Source organism: Micromonospora siamensis (assembly GCF_900090305.1).
Lineage (GTDB): Bacteria > Actinomycetota > Actinomycetes > Mycobacteriales > Micromonosporaceae > Micromonospora > Micromonospora siamensis.
Window position 1 is genome coordinate 2,560,112 of the sequence record NZ_LT607751.1, and the last position, 20,696, is coordinate 2,580,807.

At 72.6% G+C, this 20,696-nt stretch carries 18 protein-coding genes and 6 tRNA genes; 10 read left to right on the forward strand and 14 right to left on the reverse strand.

What is annotated here, in order from left to right; all coding sequences use genetic code 11:
- Positions 1 to 2: 2 nt before the first annotated feature.
- Positions 3 to 605 carry a TetR/AcrR family transcriptional regulator gene (locus GA0074704_RS11805; RefSeq protein WP_088973616.1) on the reverse strand — a complete coding sequence of 201 codons (603 nt, stop codon included), beginning with the start codon at positions 603 to 605 and terminating at the stop codon, positions 3 to 5.
- A gap of 240 nt (positions 606 to 845) precedes the next feature.
- Between GA0074704_RS11805 and GA0074704_RS11810 the strand changes: the two genes are divergently transcribed.
- The 3 genes from GA0074704_RS11810 to GA0074704_RS11820 all read left to right on the forward strand — a co-directional run bounded on the left by GA0074704_RS11810 (position 846) and on the right by GA0074704_RS11820 (position 1,110).
- Positions 846 to 918: transfer RNA gene (locus GA0074704_RS11810), tRNA-Gly, on the forward strand.
- 34 nt (positions 919 to 952) lie between these two features.
- A tRNA-Cys gene (locus tag GA0074704_RS11815) sits at positions 953 to 1,023 on the forward strand.
- A gap of 12 nt (positions 1,024 to 1,035) precedes the next feature.
- Positions 1,036 to 1,110: transfer RNA gene (locus GA0074704_RS11820), tRNA-Val, on the forward strand.
- Positions 1,111 to 1,166: 56 nt separating this feature from the next.
- On the opposite strand, the gene fxsT is transcribed toward GA0074704_RS11820, so the two are convergent.
- On the reverse strand, positions 1,167 to 3,719 hold the full coding sequence (gene fxsT / locus GA0074704_RS11825) for an FxSxx-COOH system tetratricopeptide repeat protein (protein ID WP_172880523.1): 2,553 nt from the start codon (positions 3,717 to 3,719) through the stop codon (positions 1,167 to 1,169).
- 533 nt (positions 3,720 to 4,252) lie between these two features.
- On the opposite strand from fxsT, the gene GA0074704_RS11830 reads away from it, so the two are divergent.
- Positions 4,253 to 5,098, forward strand: coding sequence for an AfsR/SARP family transcriptional regulator (locus GA0074704_RS11830; protein ID WP_088970554.1), 846 nt, complete (start codon positions 4,253 to 4,255; stop codon positions 5,096 to 5,098).
- Positions 5,099 to 5,185: 87 nt separating this feature from the next.
- On the opposite strand, the gene GA0074704_RS11835 is transcribed toward GA0074704_RS11830, so the two are convergent.
- The 5 genes from GA0074704_RS11835 to GA0074704_RS28745 all read right to left on the reverse strand — a co-directional run bounded on the left by GA0074704_RS11835 (position 5,186) and on the right by GA0074704_RS28745 (position 8,012).
- The gene (locus tag GA0074704_RS11835; RefSeq protein WP_088970555.1) at positions 5,186 to 6,670 is read right to left on the reverse strand and encodes an MmgE/PrpD family protein; all 1,485 of its coding nucleotides are present in this window, start codon (positions 6,668 to 6,670) and stop codon (positions 5,186 to 5,188) included.
- A 3-nt stretch (positions 6,671 to 6,673) separates the two neighbouring features.
- On the reverse strand, positions 6,674 to 7,627 hold the full coding sequence (locus GA0074704_RS11840) for a diacylglycerol/lipid kinase family protein (RefSeq protein ID WP_088970556.1): 954 nt from the start codon (positions 7,625 to 7,627) through the stop codon (positions 6,674 to 6,676).
- 44 nt (positions 7,628 to 7,671) lie between these two features.
- Positions 7,672 to 7,768, reverse strand: a tRNA-Trp gene (locus GA0074704_RS28735).
- Between the two features lie 28 nt (positions 7,769 to 7,796).
- Positions 7,797 to 7,890: transfer RNA gene (locus GA0074704_RS28740), tRNA-Glu, on the reverse strand.
- 28 nt (positions 7,891 to 7,918) lie between these two features.
- Positions 7,919 to 8,012, reverse strand: a tRNA-Glu gene (locus GA0074704_RS28745).
- A 291-nt stretch (positions 8,013 to 8,303) separates the two neighbouring features.
- On the opposite strand from GA0074704_RS28745, the gene GA0074704_RS11845 reads away from it, so the two are divergent.
- Both GA0074704_RS11845 and GA0074704_RS28750 read left to right on the forward strand, forming a co-directional pair.
- Complete coding sequence (locus GA0074704_RS11845) at positions 8,304 to 9,299, forward strand: bifunctional lysylphosphatidylglycerol flippase/synthetase MprF (protein WP_088970557.1); 996 nt, start codon at positions 8,304 to 8,306, stop codon at positions 9,297 to 9,299.
- Positions 9,300 to 9,341: 42 nt separating this feature from the next.
- Positions 9,342 to 9,503 (forward strand): hypothetical protein, encoded by a 162-nt coding sequence (locus GA0074704_RS28750; protein WP_157743654.1) that lies wholly within the window; start codon positions 9,342 to 9,344, stop codon positions 9,501 to 9,503.
- Between the two features lie 131 nt (positions 9,504 to 9,634).
- Here GA0074704_RS28750 and GA0074704_RS11850 read toward each other — a convergent pair whose 3' ends face one another.
- From GA0074704_RS11850 to fabI, 3 genes are all read right to left on the reverse strand, one after another.
- The gene (locus tag GA0074704_RS11850) at positions 9,635 to 10,003 is read right to left on the reverse strand and encodes a nuclear transport factor 2-like protein (RefSeq protein WP_088970558.1); all 369 of its coding nucleotides are present in this window, start codon (positions 10,001 to 10,003) and stop codon (positions 9,635 to 9,637) included.
- 88 nt (positions 10,004 to 10,091) lie between these two features.
- The gene (locus tag GA0074704_RS11855; protein ID WP_231926824.1) at positions 10,092 to 10,601 is read right to left on the reverse strand and encodes a MaoC family dehydratase; all 510 of its coding nucleotides are present in this window, start codon (positions 10,599 to 10,601) and stop codon (positions 10,092 to 10,094) included.
- Between the two features lie 5 nt (positions 10,602 to 10,606).
- Positions 10,607 to 11,389 carry an enoyl-ACP reductase FabI gene (gene fabI / locus GA0074704_RS11860; RefSeq protein ID WP_231926825.1) on the reverse strand — a complete coding sequence of 261 codons (783 nt, stop codon included), beginning with the start codon at positions 11,387 to 11,389 and terminating at the stop codon, positions 10,607 to 10,609.
- Between the two features lie 284 nt (positions 11,390 to 11,673).
- Here fabI and GA0074704_RS11865 point away from each other — a divergent pair, with 284 nt between their 5' ends.
- Positions 11,674 to 12,045, forward strand: a complete 372-nt coding sequence (locus tag GA0074704_RS11865) for a nuclear transport factor 2 family protein (RefSeq protein ID WP_088970561.1) — start codon at positions 11,674 to 11,676, stop codon at positions 12,043 to 12,045.
- 100 nt (positions 12,046 to 12,145) lie between these two features.
- The gene (locus GA0074704_RS11870) at positions 12,146 to 13,627 is read left to right on the forward strand and encodes an MFS transporter (protein ID WP_197697616.1); all 1,482 of its coding nucleotides are present in this window, start codon (positions 12,146 to 12,148) and stop codon (positions 13,625 to 13,627) included.
- A gap of 68 nt (positions 13,628 to 13,695) precedes the next feature.
- On the opposite strand, the gene GA0074704_RS11875 is transcribed toward GA0074704_RS11870, so the two are convergent.
- Together GA0074704_RS11875 and GA0074704_RS11880 are read right to left on the reverse strand one after the other, a co-directional pair.
- Positions 13,696 to 14,715 (reverse strand): ketoacyl-ACP synthase III family protein, encoded by a 1,020-nt coding sequence (locus GA0074704_RS11875; RefSeq protein WP_088970562.1) that lies wholly within the window; start codon positions 14,713 to 14,715, stop codon positions 13,696 to 13,698.
- A gap of 213 nt (positions 14,716 to 14,928) precedes the next feature.
- Complete coding sequence (locus GA0074704_RS11880) at positions 14,929 to 15,948, reverse strand: ketoacyl-ACP synthase III family protein (protein ID WP_088970563.1); 1,020 nt, start codon at positions 15,946 to 15,948, stop codon at positions 14,929 to 14,931.
- 279 nt (positions 15,949 to 16,227) lie between these two features.
- Here GA0074704_RS11880 and GA0074704_RS11885 point away from each other — a divergent pair, with 279 nt between their 5' ends.
- Positions 16,228 to 17,286: a fatty acid desaturase family protein gene (locus GA0074704_RS11885; RefSeq protein ID WP_088970564.1), complete on the forward strand. Its 1,059-nt coding sequence runs from the start codon at positions 16,228 to 16,230 to the stop codon at positions 17,284 to 17,286.
- Between the two features lie 163 nt (positions 17,287 to 17,449).
- Here the strand turns inward: GA0074704_RS11885 and GA0074704_RS11890 are convergent, their stop codons facing one another.
- On the reverse strand, positions 17,450 to 19,015 hold the full coding sequence (locus GA0074704_RS11890) for an acyl-CoA carboxylase subunit beta (RefSeq protein WP_231926826.1): 1,566 nt from the start codon (positions 19,013 to 19,015) through the stop codon (positions 17,450 to 17,452).
- 139 nt (positions 19,016 to 19,154) lie between these two features.
- On the reverse strand, positions 19,155 to 19,949 hold the full coding sequence (locus tag GA0074704_RS11895; protein ID WP_088970565.1) for a helix-turn-helix domain-containing protein: 795 nt from the start codon (positions 19,947 to 19,949) through the stop codon (positions 19,155 to 19,157).
- Positions 19,950 to 20,173: 224 nt separating this feature from the next.
- Between GA0074704_RS11895 and GA0074704_RS11900 the strand changes: the two genes are divergently transcribed.
- Entirely contained in the window at positions 20,174 to 20,620 is a 447-nt protein-coding gene (locus GA0074704_RS11900) for an acyl carrier protein (protein WP_231926827.1), read from the forward strand.
- Positions 20,621 to 20,696 lie beyond the last annotated feature (76 nt).

The window sequence follows — 20,696 nt, forward strand, 5'->3', positions numbered from 1 at the left end:
GGTCACTCCAGCTCGGTCGGGTCCAGCCCCAGCTCGCGGGCCGCCACCAGGCGGATCCACGACGCGAGTTGGCGGCGGGAGATCACCCGGTCGTGGACGGCGAGCTGCACCGCCAGCCCGTCCATCACCGCGCTGATCCGCCAGGCCGCGCCGGCCGGGTCGGTGCACTCGAAGGTGCCCTCCCGGACGCCGTCGGAGATCACCGCCGCGAGGTCCTCGCGCCACCGCAGGTCGAGCCGGCGGGAGACCTTCTCCAACTCCGGGGTACGCAGCGACTCCGCCCACCCGTCGATCCACATCGACCAGGACGTCGACCGGCCGGCGGGGGCGTAGAGCCGCAGGATCCGCCGCAGCTTGACCAGCGGCGGGGCGGTCGAGCGGACCACCGCGTCGAGCCGGGCGAGATCCTGCTCGACCGCGTACGCGAAGGCCTGCGCGAGCAGCCGGTCCTTGGTGGCGAAGTGGTAGAACACCAGGGCCTGGCTCACCCCGGCGGCCTCGGCCACGTCGGCCGTCCGGGTGTTGGCCAGCCCCCGTTCGACGATCACGTCACAGGCCGTCCGCAGCAGGGCATCCAGGCGGATCTCGGCGGCACGTCTCGTCACACCGGTCACCGTAACCCATCCGACCGACCACGAGCAGTCACTGAGGTGCCTGTCGTGCCGTCCGGGCCGAAAGCGGACAGCGGGTGCGGCGCCGGACGTCCCACGCCCTATGCCCCAGGCTCCTAGGAAGCTCTGGGCGCGGTGACGGGACACCGGACTCGCCGGAGGCACCCCCGATTTGGCATCACTTCCGGCGCTGGGCTAAAGTTCTCATCCGTCACCGGGAAACACCGGGGGCGTGCGGACGTAGCGCAGCTGGTAGCGCATCACCTTGCCAAGGTGAGGGTCGCGGGTTCGAATCCCGTCGTCCGCTCGGAGATGCCGCCACGCATGACGGGGGCAACCTCGGTGGAGTGGCCGAGAGGCGAGGCAACGGCCTGCAAAGCCGTCTACACGGGTTCAAATCCCGTCTCCACCTCGGCGTTGACGAGGGCGATTGGCGCAGTGGGAGCGCGCTTCCTTGACACGGAAGAGGTCACTGGTTCAAACCCAGTATCGCCCACCAGGAAAAAGGCTGGATCTTCGTGATCCGGCCTTTTTCGTGTCCGTGAGGGGCTCCGGTCAGTCGAGGTCGCCCGGCGACGGGTCGGCGGGCGACGGGCTGCCGGCGGGACGGTGTCGCTGGATCCAGAGTTCCAGGCGTTTCGCCTCGCCCGCCTTCCCGACAGCGCGCAGCACCTGCGCCAGATTCTCGGCCGACTCCAGGGTGGACGGGTGGTGGTCACCCATGACGCGGCGCTGACGGGCGTGGGCGTCCTGCTGCACGTGGAGGGCCTGGACGTACTGGCCCACCAGGTAGAGGCTGGTGGCGAGGCTGCTGAGTGACTTGAGCGTGTCGGGGTGGTCGCCGCCGAGGATCCGGCGGCGACGGCTCAGGGTGTCCTGCTCGAGGTGGAGGGCCTGGGCGTACCTGCCCTGAATTCCGAGGTCGCCGGCGAGATGGCTGGCTGCGGCGAGCGTTTCCCGATGGTCCTCGCCGAGAATCCGCCGACGACGGAGGTAGGTGTCGTGCTGGAGGCGGGCGGCCTCCTCGAACTTTCCGACGTCACGCATGACGACGGCGAGGTTCCCGGCCGACGTCAGCGTGTCCGGGTGGTCCTCGCCCTGAATGCGTCGCCGCCGCTCCAGGGTGTCCTGTTGAAGCTCGACGGCCCGGTCGTACTGCTTGAGGTGGTGGAGGTTGCTGGCGAGGTTGTTCGCCGAGATCAGGGTGTCCAGATCATCGTCGCCGAGCAGGTGACGACGGCGCTGGTAGATGTGCTCGCAGAGGCGTTGGGCTTCGGTGTAGTGACCGAGGCTCATGTCACCGTTCGCCACGTTGGTGGCCGCGAAGAGGGTTTGCCGGTCGTCCGGGCCGAGCAGCTCCGTCCACCCCCGGTGCAGCCGCTCGGCGAAGTCCCGGCCGGCCCGAAGGTCCCCTCGGGACAGCAGGTACGAGCTGGCGTGGCAGGCCAGCTCCCGGAACTCCTCGTTGTCGCTGGCCGCCGGGTCCAGGGCGGTCACGTGCGGGATCAGCTGCGCCCACCGAGGCCAGTACGTCGGATCCCTGCCGTCGTCGGGGCAGGCGGCGGCGAGGATCGCCTCGGCCTGCTTCCGCAGTCCCCGTCGGCGGTCCTGGTCGAGGTTGTCCCGCAGGATCGCCTGGGTCAGCCGGTGCAGCTGGATGGTCTGCTCGCCGATCCTGGCCAGCCCGTAACCACGGATCCGTCCCCTGCTCCAGGCCAGTTCCAGGACCGATGCCGCGGTGTCGGCCAGTGGTGGCGCCAGCGTGCCCGTCGGTGCGGCGGTGAACAGATCGGTCGGGATCGGGTCGGGTGCCAGGAATGCGCACACCCGCAGGAGCTGTGCGGCAGCCTCGTCCTCTTTGGACAACCGCTCCATCGACGTCCGCACCACGGCGGCCAGCGGCACCGGGTAGCCCACCGGGGTGCCCTCCGACAGGATCTCGCCGGTCTGCTTCTCCAGCAGTTCCAGGTAGTCGGCTACCCCCATCCCGGTCTCGTCCAGCACCTGCGCGGCCTGCGCCACCGCCAACGGGAGGTCGCCGAGCCGGTCGGCCAGCTCGTCGGCCCGATCCCCGCCCAGGGCGGGCAGGCTGTGCCGCAGCAGCTGCACGGACTCGGTCCGGGTGAACTCCGGCAGCGGGACCGGGCGGGCGAGCTGGTCCCAGCCGGGATTGCGGGAGGTGATCAGCACGTGCCCGGCGCCCTGGGGCAGCCAGGCGGCCAGGTCCTCGCGTTTCTCGACGTTGTCGAAGACGAGCAGCCAACCCGTCTCGCCGCGCAGGCGTTGCAGCACCAGCGCCGCGGAGTTGGTGGTCTGGACGTCGGCGGAGATCCAGCCGGCCTCGGCGCCCAGGGCGGTGAACTGCTCGCCGATCAGGGTGGGCTGTTCCGCGTTGATCCACCACACCAGGTCGTAGCTGCCGGCGAAGCGGTGCGCGTACTCGATGGCCAGGGTCGTCTTGCCGACCCCGCCCATGCCGTGCAGGGCCTGGACCACGGCGGTGCTGCCGCCGCTGAGTCGTTCGCGCAGCTCGACCAGGGGTACGCCGCGTCCGGTGAACGCCGCGTTGCGCCGGGGCACGTTCCACACCGGCGGCAGCACGCCGGGCAGCCGTGGCCCGGATCCCCGAGTCCTGCGTCCCTTGGCGGTGCCGGGGAACTCCGGCCGGCCCTTGGCGTCCCTGGGGCCCTGGACCGCCTCCAGCAGCACCGCCCTGGCCCGCTCCTCGTCCAGGCCGAACACGTCTCGGTGCAGCAGGGACGCCACGACCGGTGGCGGGGTCACCTCGGCCACCCGCACCGGCACGAGCCGTCGTCGGCCGTGCACGTCGGGGCGCTGGGCCATGAGCGCGGTCCACTCGTCGGTGGTGAAGCGGTCACGCTCGAAGTAGGACGGTGACCACAGCGCCAGCACCCGGGCGGCGCGGTCCAGCGCGTCGTTGATCCGCAACGTCACGTTGTCGCCCGCGGCCCAGTCCCACACGTCGAGCTCGACGGAGTAGCCGGCCGCCTTCAGGTGCCAGGCCGCCCACTCGGCCCAGGCCCGGTCCGGCCCCGCGTACGAGACGAACAGGTCCGGTGGGGCGGGCCGCTTCTTCGTGCCGCTCATCCGGACAAGCATTGCGTACCGGTGCCGTCACTGCATCACCCGAACCGACCGCCCTGGCGTCGGTGGCCGGTCGGCGGCGCCCCCCGACATCGACGCAACTCACTGTGATCCTCTGACATCGGTCCGTTAACCTGCGTTGACGCGTCGATCGGCCCGACCGGTGCTGCTCAGTTCCGCCGGGAAGGTCCGCCGAATCATGATCCATCGAGGCGTGTCGAGATCGTCATCTTCGTGACTGTCCGTTGAATTATCCCGGAGGTCATTGCGTTCCGCGCGCGGTTCGGGGAAGTTGTCGTCGGCGGTCATCGATTTCGTGGCCGTCGCCACGCCGCTCGTAGTCCGTATCTCAAAAGGAGTGGATGGGAAGTGGCAGTGCCGGTGTCACCCCTCCGACACCGGCGAGTTCTTGCCCTGGTAGTCCCATTTCGACCGGCGCCGGGTGTCGGATCGGCTCCACTCCTGTCCGGCGTAAGGGAGTTCACTGGTGGGGCAGGGTCGATGTAGCATCGACTCTGGTCCATATCGTTCTAGTTATGGGACAGGCCGACGTTACGGCCGAATGCCTGGGGGTGTTCTTCGTGGAGAGAACCGTCGAGTTCTCCATTCTCGGTCCGATTGAGATCCGTGTGGACGGGGACGTCGTCGAGGTCAGGGGAGAGATCCAGCGGGTGCTGCTGATCGCCCTGCTGGCCAGTGAAGGGCGGCTGTGCAGCACAGGCGCCCTGATCGACGAACTGTGGGGGGAGAACCCCCCACGCAACGCGGAGAACGCGCTGCAGGCCCACGTGAGCCGGCTACGCCGCCGGCTGGAGGCCGCCGAGTCCCGCAGCCAGCGCCACCGGCTGGTCAGCTCGCCGTCGGGCTACCGGCTGCTGGCCGACGAGGACGAGGTGGACGCCCTGCGGTTCCTGCGCATCATGCGGGAGGTGCGGGACCAGCCGCGGATGGACCCGGCGGAGGCGGTCCGCAAGCTGCGCTCCGCACTCGACCTCTGGCGCGGCCCCACCTTCGACTCGTTGACCGGCGGCTCGATCTGCCAGGCCGCCGCCGCCCGCTACGCCGAGTCCCGGCTGGCCGTGCTGGAACTGCTCTACGACAACGAGCTCAAGGTCGGGCGGCACTGCGAGATCATCCCCGAGCTGCGCGAACTGACCGAGACCAGCGGCCTCAACGAGCGCCTCTGCGAGCAGCTGATGGTGGCCCTCTACCGGGCCGGCCGGCAGACCGACGCCCTGGCCGTCTACCGCCAGATGTGGGCCCGCCTCAAGGACGAGATCGGCATCGACCCGTCGCCGACGTTGAAGCGCTACGAACGCGCCATCCTCACCCACCACCCCGGCCTGCGCCGGACCGCCGACCACCTCGCGCTGCGCCACTGAGCGGCGCCGGACCGGGCGGGCCGCCACGGCGGTCCGCCCGGTTCCGTCGTGGTGCGGGGGGAGCGTCGGTCGCGGTCCGCGGCCGGGTCAACGCGGCGCGGGTACGCGCGGCAGCGACGCCGCCACCAGTCGCGCCACCTCGGGCGCCGACAGCTTCGCCAGATCGGCCCACGCGTCCGCGGTGGCGGGGCTGCCGCCGTGGGTGAGGTACTTGTGCCGCATCAGCTCGCCGTGCCGGGCCCGGGTGTCCGGCCCGTTCCCGCCGACCGGGACGTCCTGCTCGGCCCGGTGGACGGCGCCGCCGGTGAGCCCGACCGTGACGTGCGCCGGGGTGCGCTTGACCGCGTCGGCGAAGTCCACCGCCGGGGTGCCGGCCGGGTCGAGCAGCTCCGCCAGCCGGGCGCCGCCGAGCTGGCCGAGCCAGTCGACGGCCCGGGGGCCAGCCTCCCGCAGCGCCTCCCCGAACGGTGCGGTGGAGTCGAACAGGGCGCGGGTCAGCCGGGCGTCGTGCCGCAGCCGGACCCGGGCGGCCAGCTCCCAGCGGCGCGGATCGCGTACCGCCGGCTCCTGGAAGTCGGCGACGGTGAGGTCGCCGGTGAGCAGCGCCGTCGCCACGCAGTACGGCACGGCGAGCAGCAGCGAGCTGAGCGCGGCGCCGGGGCCCTCGGCGTACCGGCCGGAGCGTTCGCCCACGTGGACGGTGTAGACGGAGGCGTCGACGTCGATCCGGTCGAGCCGCTCCAGCCAGTCCCCGGGCAGCTGGGGGTGCAGCCGTACGGCGCAGTCGACCGCCGCGTCGACCCCGGGCCCGCCCGGGCGGACCTTGAACGACAGCGTCTCGGTGTGCCACCGCTCGCCGAGGCCACGGGTGAGCACCTCGGGCAGCGGCACGGTCGCGAAGCGGCTCAGGAAGCCGTCCGGATGTTCCAGCACGTCCTCCGGTCCGCCCAGCCCGGCCGCTGCGGCGTCGCAGCTGTCCATGGCCATCCGCACCGGCGTGAAGGCGTTGAACAGCTTCGCGTCGCCGCCGAGGAAGGCGTGCATGACCGGCCAGGGTGGGCTGCTGAAGGCCAGGCTCAGGGCGTCGGTCCACCGATCCGGCGGGGCGTCCTCGCAGCGCAGCCGGCCGGCGACGCCGCCGGCGAGGTGGGTGTGCAGGGCGCTCTGGCCGCGCAGCGGCCCGAGGGTCGCCGCCGCGGTGATCCGGGCCGCGCACTCGTTGGCCGCGATGACCGCGGCCAACAGCCGGCGCCCGTCGAGCTCCCGCGGACCGGCGTACGCCAGCGGCACCGCGACCGTCGAGTTGCCCAGGTGCCCGGCGTACGCGGTGTCGTCGAGGTTCAGCCACGAGCCGAGCGCGGCGAGCACGCAGGCGGCCTGCCGAGGGTCGGCCTGGCGGGGCGGCCCGTAGGCGCGGACGAGCCGACCGCCGAGCGGGTGGGCGAGGCCGGCCCGGATCGCGGCGAGCTGGGAGAGGATCTGGCTGCCGGCCAGCTCGACCACCCGGTCGGGTACGTCGGCGAGGTCCAGCCCGGCGGCCCAGGACGTCAGGGTGCGCAGCAGGGACGGCACGGCTCACCCGGCCGGGTTGGGGAACCGGCAGGCCACCGCGAGCGCGCCGGGCACCACGTCCAGGGTGTACGCGGTGCGGTCGCGGTCCAGCAGTTCGCCGTCGTGCTCGAACCAGATCGGCGCCCCGTCGGTGCGTTCCACGGTGATCGTCCGGCCGCGGGCGTAGACCACGCCGGGCTCGCCGACGTGGTCACCGGCGAGGATCAGCTCCGGCACCCGCAGCGGGTCGACGCCGTCGCCGATCACGCAGACGTCCAACTCGCCGTCGTCGAGCACCGAGTGCGGCAGGAGCTGGTACGTGCCGCCCCGGTAGCGCCCGCCGCCGACGTTGACCAGGATCGTGCCGCCCTCGTGGACCACCCGGCCGTCCACGGTGACCCGGCCGGGGTAGGGCACGCCGTCCCGGCAGGCCCGGGTGAACGCCTCCTGGTAGCGGGCCGGCCCGGTCACGCGTACCGTGCGGGCGATCTGGAGCGCCTCGGCGACGGTCCCGGTGGCGGCGCCGAGCAGGACCAGCTGGTCCCGCTCGCGGATCCGGGCGAGATCGAGGTGGCGTACCCGGGAGCCCTCGCCGCGCAGCGCGGCGTCCACGGCGTCGGGCCAGGGCTCGGCGCCCCACTGGGCCAGGTAGTTCGAGTTGCCGGTCCCCGCCGGTACGACCAGCAGCGCCGGCCCGGCCGGCGTGGCGGCCCCGATCAGGCCGGTCACCACCTCGCGGACCGTGCCGTCCCCGCCGACCGAGACCACCACGTCGGGTCGTTCGGCGTCGGCGGCGCGGGCCGCCGCGGCGACCACCCGGGCGGCGTCCCCGACCTCCATGGTGCGGTGCAGCCGGACGACGTCCAGGTGCTTGCGGCAGCGGGCGAGCACCTCCTCGACGAGATCGTCGGTCACCCTGCCGGCCGCCGGATTGGCGACGACCAGGCCGCGTGCGAAAGGGCGATCGCGCGTGGGCATGACAGCTTCCCGTCTGCTCGGCGGCCGGTACGTGTCGCGTGGTGTGGCGGAGAGGGCAGGATTCGAACCTGCGTGGGTCGCGGACGACCCGGCCGGACCGCGTGGGTCCGGTCCCCGGTGGGCCACTACGGGCACCTCTCCTGGGTGGTGCGGGTGGTGCGGTGGTTCGCGGAGAGGGCAGGATTCGAACCTGCGTGGGTCGCGGACGACCCGGCCGGACCGCGAGGGTCCGGTCCCCGGTGGGCCACTACGGGCACCTCTCCTGGGTGGTGCGGGTGGTGCGGTGGTTCGCGGAGAGGGCAGGATTCGAACCTGCGTGGGTCGCGGACGACCCGGCCGGACCGCGAGGGTCCGGTCCCCGGTGGGCCACTACGGGCACCTCTCCTGGAATTGCAAGTTTTGTTTCTCGAGGAATCCGTCCCGGCCTCCCTCGCAAACAAAGAATGAACCACCGTGCTGACGTTTCGCTGACAAGGTGCTGACGTATTCGGGGCCGGTTCTGTCGCATTCGACGGATACTCATTTCCGCCCTTGCCAACAAAGAGTGCCTGTGTCATATCTGATGAGGCGTGCGCCTGGTTCGGTCGCCCCGCGGGGGTTACCGGATCCGAACTCGGAGCCGGGCGGGCCGCTGTCCGAGTTCGTCCTGTATGCCTGCCTGAATAGGAAGTGCGTGATGACCGGAACAATTTCCCCGTCAGCGTCGGTGCTCGAGGCCGTGCGCGGCCCGGGCGTCGACAATCCGAGTGCTTTCCTTGGCGCCAGCAGCGGAAACTCGGTGTTCACCGCGCCGGGCCACCGAGGCGTGGTCGTCTACCGCACCGCCGGCGCGTACCTGGTGCAGTTCGGCGGGGTGTTCGCCCCCGCCGAGGAGCAGGACGGGCTGCTGGCGGCGTTCGTCGAGTTCGCGGCCGAGCAGGGACGCTCCATCGTCTCGATCCAGTTGCAGCGCGCCGACGCCGAGCGCTACGCCCGCAACGGCTTCACCGTCAACCAGGTGGGCGCCTCGTACGCGGTCGACCTGGCGCACTTCACCCTGGCCGGCACGAAGTTCATGCGGCTGCGCAACAAGATCTCCCGCGCCCACCGCGCCGGTCTGGTGGTGCGTGAGGTCCAGCCCGAGCAGTGGTACGACCGGATGCGCCAGCTCGACCAGGTCTGGCTGCGCAGCAAGGGCGAGCACACCCGCGAGCTGCAGTTCCTGGTCGGCGAGTACGGCGGCGAGATGCAGGCGCACCGCCGGCTCTTCGTCGGCACCATCGACGACGAGCTGGTCGGCTACATCTCGTACTCGCCGGTCTACGGCAGCCGACCGGGGTGGATGCACGACCTGAGCCGGCGCCAGCCCTCGGAGACGCCGGGGCTGATGGAGGCGATCAACAAGACGGCGATCGACACGTTCCGCGCCGAGGGCGTGGCCTGGCTGCACTTCGGCTTCACCCCGTTCACCGGCCTGGACGACGTGCTGGAGCTGCCCGGCCACAGTGTCGCCTTCAACCGCTTCATGCACCTGCTCTGGACGTACGGGGAGCAGGTGTACCCCGCGCAGTCCCAGCTGTCCTACAAGGAGAAGTGGGCGCCGGACGTGGTGCTGCCGGAGTACCTGGCCTTCCAGGGCCCGGCGAGCGTGGCCGGCTTCGCGCACGTGTTCCGCGCCTGCGGCGCGTTCTGACGCCCCGACCACCCTTCCGACCCCTTTCGAACGGAGCCCGACATGCCCGACCAGCCCGACGCCGCCACCCTCGAGGCCGCGCACATGGCCGTGCTGCAGATGTTCGGCGCGGTGTGCGCCGAGCCCGACAACCCCACCGTCGCGGAGCAGGCGGACCAGGCGCTGTGGCGGTTGGACGACCTGCTCGCGGCCGCGGCCTCCTGACCCGCGCACCACTCGGCGGCAGGCGCTCGAAGCGCCTGCCGCCGGCGCGTGTCCCGCGCCGCCGCTGAGCTGGACGGTGCGAGAGGGAGACGGGGGGCGTCGGGCCTACGCGGGTCCGGATCGGGGCCGGGTCAGCGTTGGGCGAGGGTGTCGATGAAGACGTGCACGTAGCGCAGCCGGCCGTCGTCGTCGGCCACCGCCACGTCGCAGGTGACCAACGTCCGGTGCGCCCGGCCCGGCCGTACCACGGCACAGCCGAACCGGGCCACGTTGTGGTGCGCGTCGACCGAGGTGAGCAGGCGGACCTGGTGCCCCTCGAACTGGGAGCGGGCGGTGCCGACCAGCGCCTCGATGGCGTCGTGGCCCACCATCACCACCACCGGGTCGGTGTAGACGCCGTACTCGGACCAGATCGCCGGGATCTCCCGGCGGCGCACGTCCGGGTCCGCCTCGTTCCAGAGCGCGACGTACCGGTGGACGAGTTCGGTGACGGTGGGCAACGGGGCGCTTCCCTCCAAACGGTGTGGCGCGGGATCAGCCACGGTCAGCCGTCGGGATGGCACGAACAGGGCGCCCCCGGCCGATTCGTCAGATGGTAGCGGTAGATGCCCCTTTCGTGGCCCCCACTCCGAAGGTTTCGTCCACTGTGTCCGGGGCGGCCTGGTAGAGGAAGGTGAGGTCCGCCCGCAGCGCCGGCTCCGCGTCGGCCACCTCGACGTGCACCGTGAAGACCGCCTCCCACCAGCCTCTCGGGCGGCTCTGGGCGGCGGTGAGCACCACCCGGCCGCGGACCCGGTCGCCGACCCGCACCGGATTGCTGAAGCGGAGCCGCCCGACGCCCTTGTTGAGGATCAGCTCGACGCCGTCGACGGCGAGCACCTCGAAGATCATCGCTGAGGTGAGGCTGAGCGCCAGGAATCCGTGCGCCAGGGTGGTGCCGTACGGGCCGGCGGCGGCGAGGTCCGGCCTGGTGTGGATCCACTGGTGGTCGCCGGTGACCTCGGCGAAGGTGTCCACCCGGCGCTGGTCGACCAGCTGCCAGGCGGAGCAGCCCAACTCCTGCCCGACCAGGCCGGCCAGCTCCGCCGGCGTCGCCACCCGCCTCATCGGATGGTCCCGCCGGCAACGGCGTGCGCGCCGCCGTCGACGTGGATGACCTCGCCGGTGACGGCGGGCAGCCAGTCCGACCAGAGGGCGCAGATCGCCCGGGCGACGACCGTGGTGTCCTGGACGTCCCAACCGAGCGGCGCACGCTGCTGCCAGGCCGCCTCGAAGGTGTCGAAGGAGGAGATGGCGGTGGCGGCGACGGTCCGCAGCGGACCGGCCGCGACCAGGTTCACCCGGGTGCCCTGCCCGCCGAGGGCGTGCGCGAGGTAGCGGCACGAGCTCTCCAGGCCGGCCTTGGCGACGCCCATCCAGTCGTACCCGGGCCAGGCCTGGCGGGCGTCGAAGTCGACGCCGACCAGCGACCCGCCGCCGGCCTTCGCCAGCAGCGGCGCGAAGGCCCGGCCGAAGGCCACGAAGGAGTACGTCGAGACCTGCACCGCCGGGCCGACCTCGTCCCAGGAGGCGGTGAGGAAGTTGCCGCCGAGGGCACCGGGCGGGGCGAAGGCGATTGCGTGCAGGATGCCGTCGAGCCGGCCCCACCGGCGGTCCAGTTCCTCGGCCACGGCGGTCAGGTGCTCCGGCTGGGTGGCGTCGAGTTCCAGCACGTCGCAGGCCGGTTCCAGCTTCTCGGCCAGGTACCGGGTGATGCGCAGCCCGCGGCCGAACCCGGTGAGGATCACCTCGGCCCCCTGCTGCTGGGCCAGGCGGGCCGTCGCGTACGCGATCGACCGGTCGTTGAGGGCGCCGGTGACGAGCAGGCGCTTTCCGTCCAGGAGCACAGCGGCCTCCGGTGACGAGTCAGTGGTGCCGGCCGGGGTGTGCGGTCGCACGGCGGATGGCTGGTCGACGGGCGCGCGCCGCGGCCGGGCGGGGTCGAGCAGGAGCATGACCTGCCGGGCTGACGACCGCGTGACACGTCGCTGACGCGCCCCGGGCGGCGCACAGGTCAGCGGCTGCTTTACCGCCAACGTAATCGACTGGGGGCGGCGGGTCATGGGAGGTTCGGTTCGTCGAAGAGCGCCGCCACCGCACGGCGGCGCCCACGTACCGGAGGGAGACGTCCGTGAGCGACCTGGCCGAACTGGTCGGTAACTACCTGGAGATCTGGAACGAGGCGGACCCGCAGGCCCGGGAGCGGAAGATCGCCGAGGTGTGGGCGGAGAACTGCTCCTACACCGACCCGCTGGCCGCCGTGCAGGGACGGGCGGGGGTCGCGGCGGTGATCAGCGGCGCCCGGGAGCAGTTCCCGGGGCACGAGTTCAAGCTGATCAGCGCCGTGGACAGCCACCACAACATCGCCCGCTTCACCTGGGAACTGGTCCCCGCCGGCGGCGGCGACTCGCTGGTGATCGGCTTCGACGTGGCGGTGGTCGACGCCGACGGCCGCATCCGCGACGTCTACGGCTTCCTCGACAAGGTTCCCTCGGCGGCCTGACCGCACCGAGCGGCGGCCACGGTGACGCGTACCCGACGGGTGCGTCCGTGGCCGCCGCTCGGCGGTCGTCCGGCGACCCGTACACGACAGGAGCGCCACCATGACAACTGGCAGGCAGCAGGCCCTGCCCCCGACCGAGGCGGCGGCCGTGGCCGAGCCGGCCGAGCGGGCGCCGGGATGGGGGACCCTCTGGGTGGTCCTCACCGGCATCTTCATGATCACACTCGACTTCTTCATCGTGAACGTCGCGATCCCGTCGACGCAGGCGGATCTCGGTGCGAGCGCGGCACAGATCGAGTTCGTCGTGGCCGGCTACGGCCTGGCGTACGCGGCCGGTCTGATCACCGGCGGCCGGCTCGGTGACCTGTACGGGCGGCGGCGGATGTTCAGCATCGGCCTGGCCCTGTTCACCCTCGCCTCGGCCGCCTGCGGACTGGCGCCCGACGCCGGCTCGCTGGTGGCCGCCCGGATCCTGCAGGGCGTCGCGGCGGCCGCGATGGCCCCGCAGGTGCTGGCCATCCTCGGCGTGGTCTACACCGGCAGGTACCGGGCCGCCGCGTTCAACGCGTACGGCCTGACGATGGGGATCGCCGGCATCTTCGGGCAGCTCATCGGGGGCGCCCTGATCCAGTCCGACCTGGCCGGGCTCGGCTGGCGGATGTGCTTTTTGATCAATCTGCCGGTGGGACTGGTGGCGTTGCTGCTGGTGCCCCGGGTGGTCCCGGAGTCCCGGGCCCCGGGCCGGGAACGGCCCGACCTGGTCGGCGCCCTGCTGATCACCCTCGGCCTGGTGGCCACGGTGCTGCCGCTGGTCGAGGGGCGGGAGCACGGCTGGCCGATGTGGACCTGGCTGACCCTCGCCGCGGCGGGACCGCTGCTCGCCGCCTTCGCCGCGTACCAGCACCGGCTGGCGGCGCGGGGTGGCGCGCCGCTGATGAACCTGGCGCTGTTCCGGCAGCGCGCGTTCGGCGCCGGCATCGTGACCACGCTGGTCTACTACTCCGGGATGGCGTCGTTCTTCCTGGTCTTCGCCCTCTATCTCCAGCAGGGCCGCGGGCTCAGCGCGCTTGAGGCCGGTCTGATGCTGGTGCCGCAGGGGCTCGGCTTCATGGCCGCGTCCTTCTTCGCCGGCCGGCTGGCCGCCCGTCTGGGCCGGCAGGTGCTGGCCGTCGGCGGGGTGGCCCTGGCCCTCGGCGTGCTCGGCCTGGATGTGACGGTGGAGGCGATCGGGGTCGGCGGCAGCCCGGTGCTGCTGGTGCCGGCGCTGGTGGTCGGCGGCGTCGGGATGGGCCTGATCATGGCGCCGCTGGCATCGATCGTCCTGGCCGGGGTGGTGCCGCGGCACGTCGGCGCGGCCTCGGGGGTGCTCTCCACCGCGTTGCAGGTGGGCAACTCGCTGGGGGTGGCGCTGATCGGGGTGGTCTTCTACGGCGCGCTGGACGACCGTACGGGCGCCGACCGGTTCCCGCACGCGTACCTGCTCAGCTCGGTGCTGCTGCTGGCCCTCGCCGTGGCGGTGGTCGCGCTGGTGCAGTTGCTGCCCGGCCGGCGGGCCGCGGCGCCGGCGCCCGCGGCGGCCTGACCGTCCGGGAAGGAGTCGCTCGGGGACCGTCCGCGCCGCGGACGGTCCCCGACGTCGCGGTCGCCGCGTCACCAGCGCGGCAGGTCGGTCACCTCCAGCACGGCCGCGGTGAAGCTGAAGCCGACGCCGACCCCGATCAGCAGCACGAGGTCGCCCGGCGCGACCAGGTGCCGTTCGAGCAGGTGGTTGAGGCCCGCCGGCTGGTCGCCCGCGCCGAGGTGCCCGACGGTCCGGCCGAACTCCCACAGGCTCTTCTTCTCGCCGAAGCCGAGCAGGTCGTAGTTCTCGCCCTGGCCGCCGCCCCGGTGGATGAAGGGCACCACCGCGCGGGCCACGTCCTCCACGCCGGCGCCGGCGTCGGCGAGGGCCTCGTCGCGGACCCGGAGCATCTGCGCCTCGATCCGCTCCCAGGAGCCCTCCGCCTCCGGCGTGGCGGCGTGCTCGGCCGCCCGCCGCAGCACCTGCACCGGGGCCTCCTGCCCGGGCGAGGTGCCGAACGGGGTGCTGCCCCGGCCCCACTTCTCCAGGGTGTTGTCCGATGCCACCGCGCAGGAGAGCAGCCGGGCCACTCCGGAGCGGGTGGAGAGCGCCAGCGCCGTGCCGGCGTCGCCGAAGATCGTGTAGAACTGCGATCCCCACCGGTTGAACGCCGGTGCGGCGAACCGGTCGCCGGTGGTGACCAACGCGGTCTCGGCGGCCCCGGCGGCGAGCTGGCCCGCGGCCAGGTGCAGGGCCCCCATGCCCCCGTTGGAGCGCTGCTGCACGTCGAAGGCGAGCGCCCGGGCGCCCAGCGACTGGTTGGCCACATAGCTGGCCGAGGCCCACATGTCCAGGCCCTGGTACCAGAGGCTGGCGTGCAGCAGCAGGTCGTACTCCTCGGGTGGGATGCCGGAGCGGCGGACCGCGACGCGGGCGGCCTCGACCGCCATGTCGACGGCCGCGCTCTGGTCGGCGACCGTCACCGTCTCGTATCCGAGGTCCCGGTGTGCCTCGTCCACCAGGCCGGCATCGACGGCCGGCTGGACGGGGACGGCCGGCGGCAGGAAGACACCCGTGCCGGCGATGTGGATGGTCCGGTCGAATCGCACGTCGCACCTCTTTCGCGTGCGCCCGTCGCGTCGCGGCGGGTGGCGGGGGAGGCCGGTCCGCCACCGTCGGGCGACGCCGCACGACGGGGCCGGGACCGGCCGATTCCCCGGCAGCGTGGCACCCGGCCCTGACACCACGCTGACGAACCATCCCCGCAGGTCAGCGGTGGGAGGGGCCGCCCGTGGCCCGGCTCGGCCCCGGGGACGGACGGCTCACCAGCGCGGCGGGTCGGTCACCTCCAGCAGGGTCGCGGTGAAGCTGAAGCCGACCCCGACGCCGACCATCAGCACCAGGTCGCCGGGGCCGACCAGTCGGCGCTCCAGCAGGTGGTTGAGGCCGGCGGCCTGGTCGCCGGCGCCCAGGTGACCGACCTCGCGGCCCAGTTCCCAGGTGCTCTTCTTCTCGCCGAAGCCGAGCAGGTCGTAGTTCTCGCCCTGGCCACCGCCACGGTGGATGAAGGGCTGCGCCACCCGGGCGACGTCCTCCACCCCGACCCCGGCGTCGGCGAGCACCTCGTCGCGTACCTGGAGCATCCGCGCCTCGATGCGTTCCCAGGAGCCCTCCGCCTCCGGGGTGGCGGCGTGCTGCGCGGCGCGCAGCAGCACCGGCACCGGGGCGACCTGTCCCGGTGCGGTGCCGAACGGCGTGCTGCCCCGGCCCCACGGCTCCAGGCCGTTGTCGGCGGCGACCGCCGAGGCGAGGATCCGGGCGAAGCCGGTCCGGGTGGAGAGCGCGATCGCCGTGCCGCCGTCGCCGAACAGGGAGTAGAACTCCGAACCCCAGCGGTCGAAGGCGGGCGCGGCGAACCGGTCGCCGGTGGTGACCAGGGCGGCGGTGGCCGCGCCGGTGGACAGGTAGGTGGCGGCGAGGTGCAGCGCGCCCATCCCGCCGTTGGAGCGCTGTTGCACGTCGAAGGCGAGGGCGCCGGTGCCGACCGACCGGTTGGCCACGTAGCTGGCCGAGGCCCACATGTCCAGGCCCTGGAACCAGAGGCTGGCGTGCAGGGCCAGGCCGTACTCCTCCGGGGGCAGGCCCGCGCGACGTACGGCCACCCGGGCCGCCTCGACCGCCATGTCGACGGCCGAGATGTCCTCCGCCACGGCGACCGAGTCGTAGCCCAGATCGCGGTGGGTCTCGCCGATCAGGCCGGCCTCCACGGCCGGTCGCACAGGTACGACCGGCGGAAGGAAGGTTCCGGTCCCGGTCAGGTAGATGTTCCGCTCGAATCGCACGTCGCACCCTCTTTCGTCTGCGCGGGCCACCGCGGTGGCCCGCGCCGGGGGAGTATCGGACGTCCCACCGCCCGACATCGCGCGGTGGTGAAGTTGCTTCGGATGCATCGTGCGGCGCACGCAACATCCGGCCTGCCGGGAACCGGACAGCGGGCTGACACGGCGCTGACACCGCGCTGACGTACCCGCCCCCGGCCGGCGGTCAGCCCGACGTCAGGGCGGCATCAGGGGCGGTTGTCAGGGTTGACGCACAGGTGTGTCGTCGAAGGAGAGCGCAGCATGACAGCCCAGACACCGACGATCGTGATATCTCCGACCGGGACGTTCGAGGACCTCGCGGCCCGGGTGCGGCGGGCGGGTCTGATGGACGCCACCCACGGCTACTTCGCGTGGAAGATCGCCTCGAACCTGGCCCTGATGGCGGCGTGCTGGGTGGCGCTGTTCCTGATCGGCGACTCCTGGTGGCAACTGGTGGTCGCCGTCGGCATGGCGCTGGCCTTCGTCCAGACCGGGTTCATCGCCCACGACACCGGCCACAAGCAGATCAGCAAGGCCAAGTCGCCGTCCGAGTTCCTCGGCATCCTGCACATGAACCTGCTGATGGGCACCGCGTACGGGTGGTGGGTCAACCACCACAACCGGCACCACAGCAACCCGAACAACCTCGACCGGGACCCGGACACCCTGCGCCGGCAGGTCATCTTCCACGTCACCGAGATGCCGGTGAAGGGGACGACGAAGTTCCGCCGGTTCGTCATCCGGTTTCAGGCGATCATGTTCTTCGTGCTGCTCGGCCAGGAGGCCTGGCGGCTGCACGCCTCGGGCTTCAAGGCCGCCCGGGCCGGCCAGCTCCGGTCACCGCGGCTGGAGATCGGCCTGGTGCTGGTGCACGCGGTGCTCTACACCGGCGCGGTTCTCTTCGCCATGTCGCCGCTGAAGGCGGTGGTGTTCATCCTGCTCAACCAGGCCCTCTACGGGTTCTACCTGGGTGCCGTCTTCGCCCCCAACCACAAGGGCATGGTGGTGCACCACAACGACGTCGAGCTGGACTGGCTGCACCGGCAGGTGCTCACCTCCCGCAACATCCGCTCCACCCGGTTCACCGACTTCATGTACGGCGGGCTGAACTACCAGATCGAGCACCACCTGTTCCCGAGCATGCCCCGGGGCAACCTGCGCAAGGTCCGGCCGATGGTCGTCGAGTACTGCCGCGAGCACGACATCCCCTACTACGAGGTGCCGGTGTGGCGGTCGTACCTGGAGGTGGCCCGCTACCTCGGCAAGGTCAGCGACGACGCCCGTGGCGGCCCCACCGTGGTCGCCCCCGCCACCGTCTGACCCCACCCGTCCGCCGCCGGCGCCGCCCACCGGGCGGTGCCGGCGGCGTCCGCGCGCCCGTCGGGGACGCGCGGTCCGGTCCGGCCACGCTGGTCGCACGGCCCGGACATGCCGCGGCGGCCGCCCGCCCCGGGGAGGGCGCGGCGGCCGCCGGCGGCGACGGTCACTGTGGCAGGTTGTCGTGCCGGAAACCCAGGCGTACGGCGCCGGCCAGCGAGCGCAGCGAGGCGGCCACCGCGGCACGGGTCCGCTCCGGGGCGATGATCTCGTCGACGGAGAGCCGCTCGGCCGGGAGATGGGGGGCCATCGCCTCGGCGCGGTACCGCTCCACCAGCTCCGCCTGACGGTGCGGGGCGTCCCGCAGCTCCCGGCGGAAGATGACGTCCACCGCCGCGTCCGCGCCCATCACCGCCATCTCCGCGTCCGGCCAGCAGAAGACCGCGTCGGCGCCGAGCGAGCGGGAGTTCATCACGATGTACGCCCCGCCGAACGCCTTGCGCAGCACCACCGTCACCCGGGGCACGGTCGCCTCGGCGAAGGCGTACAGCAGCTTGGCGCCCTTGCGGATCACCCCGCCGGACTCCTGCTTGCTGCCCGGCAGGAAGCCGGGGGTGTCGACCAGCACCACCAGCGGCAGCCCGAACGCGTCGCAGAGCCGGACGAACCGGGCGCCCTTCTCCGACGAGGCGATGTCCAGCACCCCGGCCAGCGCCATCGGCTGGTTCGCCACCACCCCGACCGGCCGCCCCTCGATCCGGGCGAAGCCGGTGACCAGGTTGCGTGCGTACCGGGGTTGCAGCTCCAGGAAGCTGCCGGCGTCGACGATGCCGCGCACCACCTTGCGTACGTCGTAGCTGGCCCGCGGGTTGTCCGGCAGGGCCGGCATCGCCTCGGCCGGCGCGGGCACCCCCATCGGCGCCGGCTCCCAGCACGAGCCCGGCAGGTACGACAGCACCTGGCTGGCCAGCTCCAGCGCCCCGGCGGAGTCGTCGGCGACCAGGTGGGCCAGCCCCGAGTGGCGGGAGTGCACGTCGGCGCCGCCCAGGTCGGCGGCGGTCACGTCCTCCCGGGTGACGGCCTGCACCACCCGCGGCCCGGTGAGGAACATGTGCGCCCCGGTACGCCGCATGATGACGATGTCGGTCAGCGCGGGGGAGTAGGCGGCTCCGCCGGCGCAGGGGCCGAGCACCACGCTGACCTGCGGCACCCGCCCGGAGAGCCGGACGTTGCCGTGGAAGATCCCGCCGTACCCGTCGAGGGCCGCCACCCCCTCCTGGATGCGTGCCCCACCGGAGTCGATGATCCCGACCACCGGGGTGCGGGCCCGTTCGGCCTGGCGCATCACCTGGAGGATCTTCGCGGCGTGCATCTCGCCGAGCGAGCCGCCCAGCGCGCCGGGATCCTGCGCGAACAGCCCGATCGGCCGGCCGGCGATCCGGGCGTGGCCGGTGACCACCCCGTCGCCCGCCGGCCGCTTCCGTGCCATGTCGAAGGCCACCGTCCGGTGCCGGACCCGGCTGCCAAACTCCTCGAAGGACTCCGGGTCGACCAGGGCCTCGATCCGGGACCGGGCGTCGGCGAGCGTCGGCGCGGCGGCCTCCGCCGCGGCTGGTGGGGCGCCGGCCGCGGCGGCCGGGCCGGAAGGTCGGTGCCCGGCCTCCGTGGCGGGCCGGGCGACCAGTGGTCGCATCCGGTGCACCGGTAGGCCGGACGTGGTGTCAGCGATCATCGTGGCTCCCCTTCGGAACGAGAGGGGGCCGACCGGGGCGCGGGTGTCGCGAACGGATCGGTCACCCCGACCCGATCCTGTCGGCAGCGGCTGACGCCGCTCTGACCGTCGCCTTACACGCCGACCCCCACCGCGCTCCTCAGTGGATGGACCGCAGGAAGTCCACCGTCGCCGCGTCCGCCGGCAGGAACGACTCGATGGTCATCTCGGCCACGGTGACGTCCATCGGCGTGCCGAAGGTCGTCACCGTGCTGATGAAGGAGAGCTCCCGGTCGCCGTGGCGCAGCCGCAGCGGCACCGCGATCGCCCCACCGCCGGCCGGCTCGGGCTCGGCGCGCTGCGGGCACGGGTAGTCGAGGACCTCCTCGTGCAGCGCGGTCAGCTCCTCGTCGCCGGTCATCGCCACCTGCCGGCGCAGCCGCTCCAGCAGGTGCTCGCGCCACTGGGCGAGGTTGACGATCCGGGGCGCCATGCCGTCCGGGTGCAGACTGGCCCGCAGCACGTTCATCGGCGGAGCCAGCAGCCGGGGATCCACCCCCTCGGCCAGCACGGCGATGCTGGCGTTCGCGTCGACCACGTTCCAGCCCCGGTCGAGCACCACCGCCGGGTAGGGCTCGTAGCCGACCAGCACCTGCCGGACCGCCTCCCGGACCACCGACAGGGCCGGCGACTCCAGCGAGTTCTCGGTGTAGACCGGGGCGTAGCCGGCCGCCATCAGCAACTGGTTGCGTTCGCGCAGCGGCACCGCCAACTGCTCGGCCAGCCGGATCACCATCTCCCGGCTCGGTGTGGAACGCCCGGTCTCCACGAAACTGAGATGCCGGGTGGAGATCTCGGCCTGCAACGCCAGCTCCAGCTGGCTGAGCCGACGCCGTTCCCGCCAGTGTCGCAGCAGCTGCCCCACCGGCCGCACCCGTTGGCTCGTTTGCGTCATCACTTCATCACCCCGCGCTGACGATACTGAGCTGTTCCAACGATGGGAACACCGCGCGGTGACATCGGCGCGTCGGACCAGCCACACCGGACGGCAGCGATCAGCGCCGTGTCAGCACAGCGTCAGGTCACCTCGCTTGAATCGCCAGGTGAGCGCGGCGTACCCGCCGTGCCGGAGCGCAGGTTCCGCGCGGATCGGGACCGTACGCCCAGGAGGGGACCGCCGTGGTCGACACCGTACGCGCCGACGACACCGTCGCGCCGCACGCCGACAGCACCCGTACAACGGCCGTCGCGCGGATCGCCGCGCTCGCCCCGTCCGAACGGCGCGAGGCGCTGGAGGCGCTGGTCGCCCGGGAGGTACGCAGCGCGCTGCTGATGACCGACGACGAGGAGCTGCCGCACGACGTCAGCTACTTCGACCTGGGGATGACCTCGCTGCTCATCACCGAGGTCAAGTCCCGGCTGGAGCGGCTGCTCGGCCGCACCATCAACGCCAACGTGCTGTTCAACCAGCCCACCGTGGGTCGGCTGCTCGACCACCTCGCCGAGGACCTGCTGGCCGACGTCCTCGCCCCCGCGCCGTCCGCGCCGGCGCCGGCCCGTGCCGCCGCGCCGCCCGACGACCGGGCGCTGGTCGACGACGTCCTGCGTGACCTCTACCGGGCCTGACCGCCCACCCCAGCTGACCAGGAGGAACGGCAGTGCCTGAGAATCCGGCCCCCGGGCGTGACGAGCTGGCCTCCGC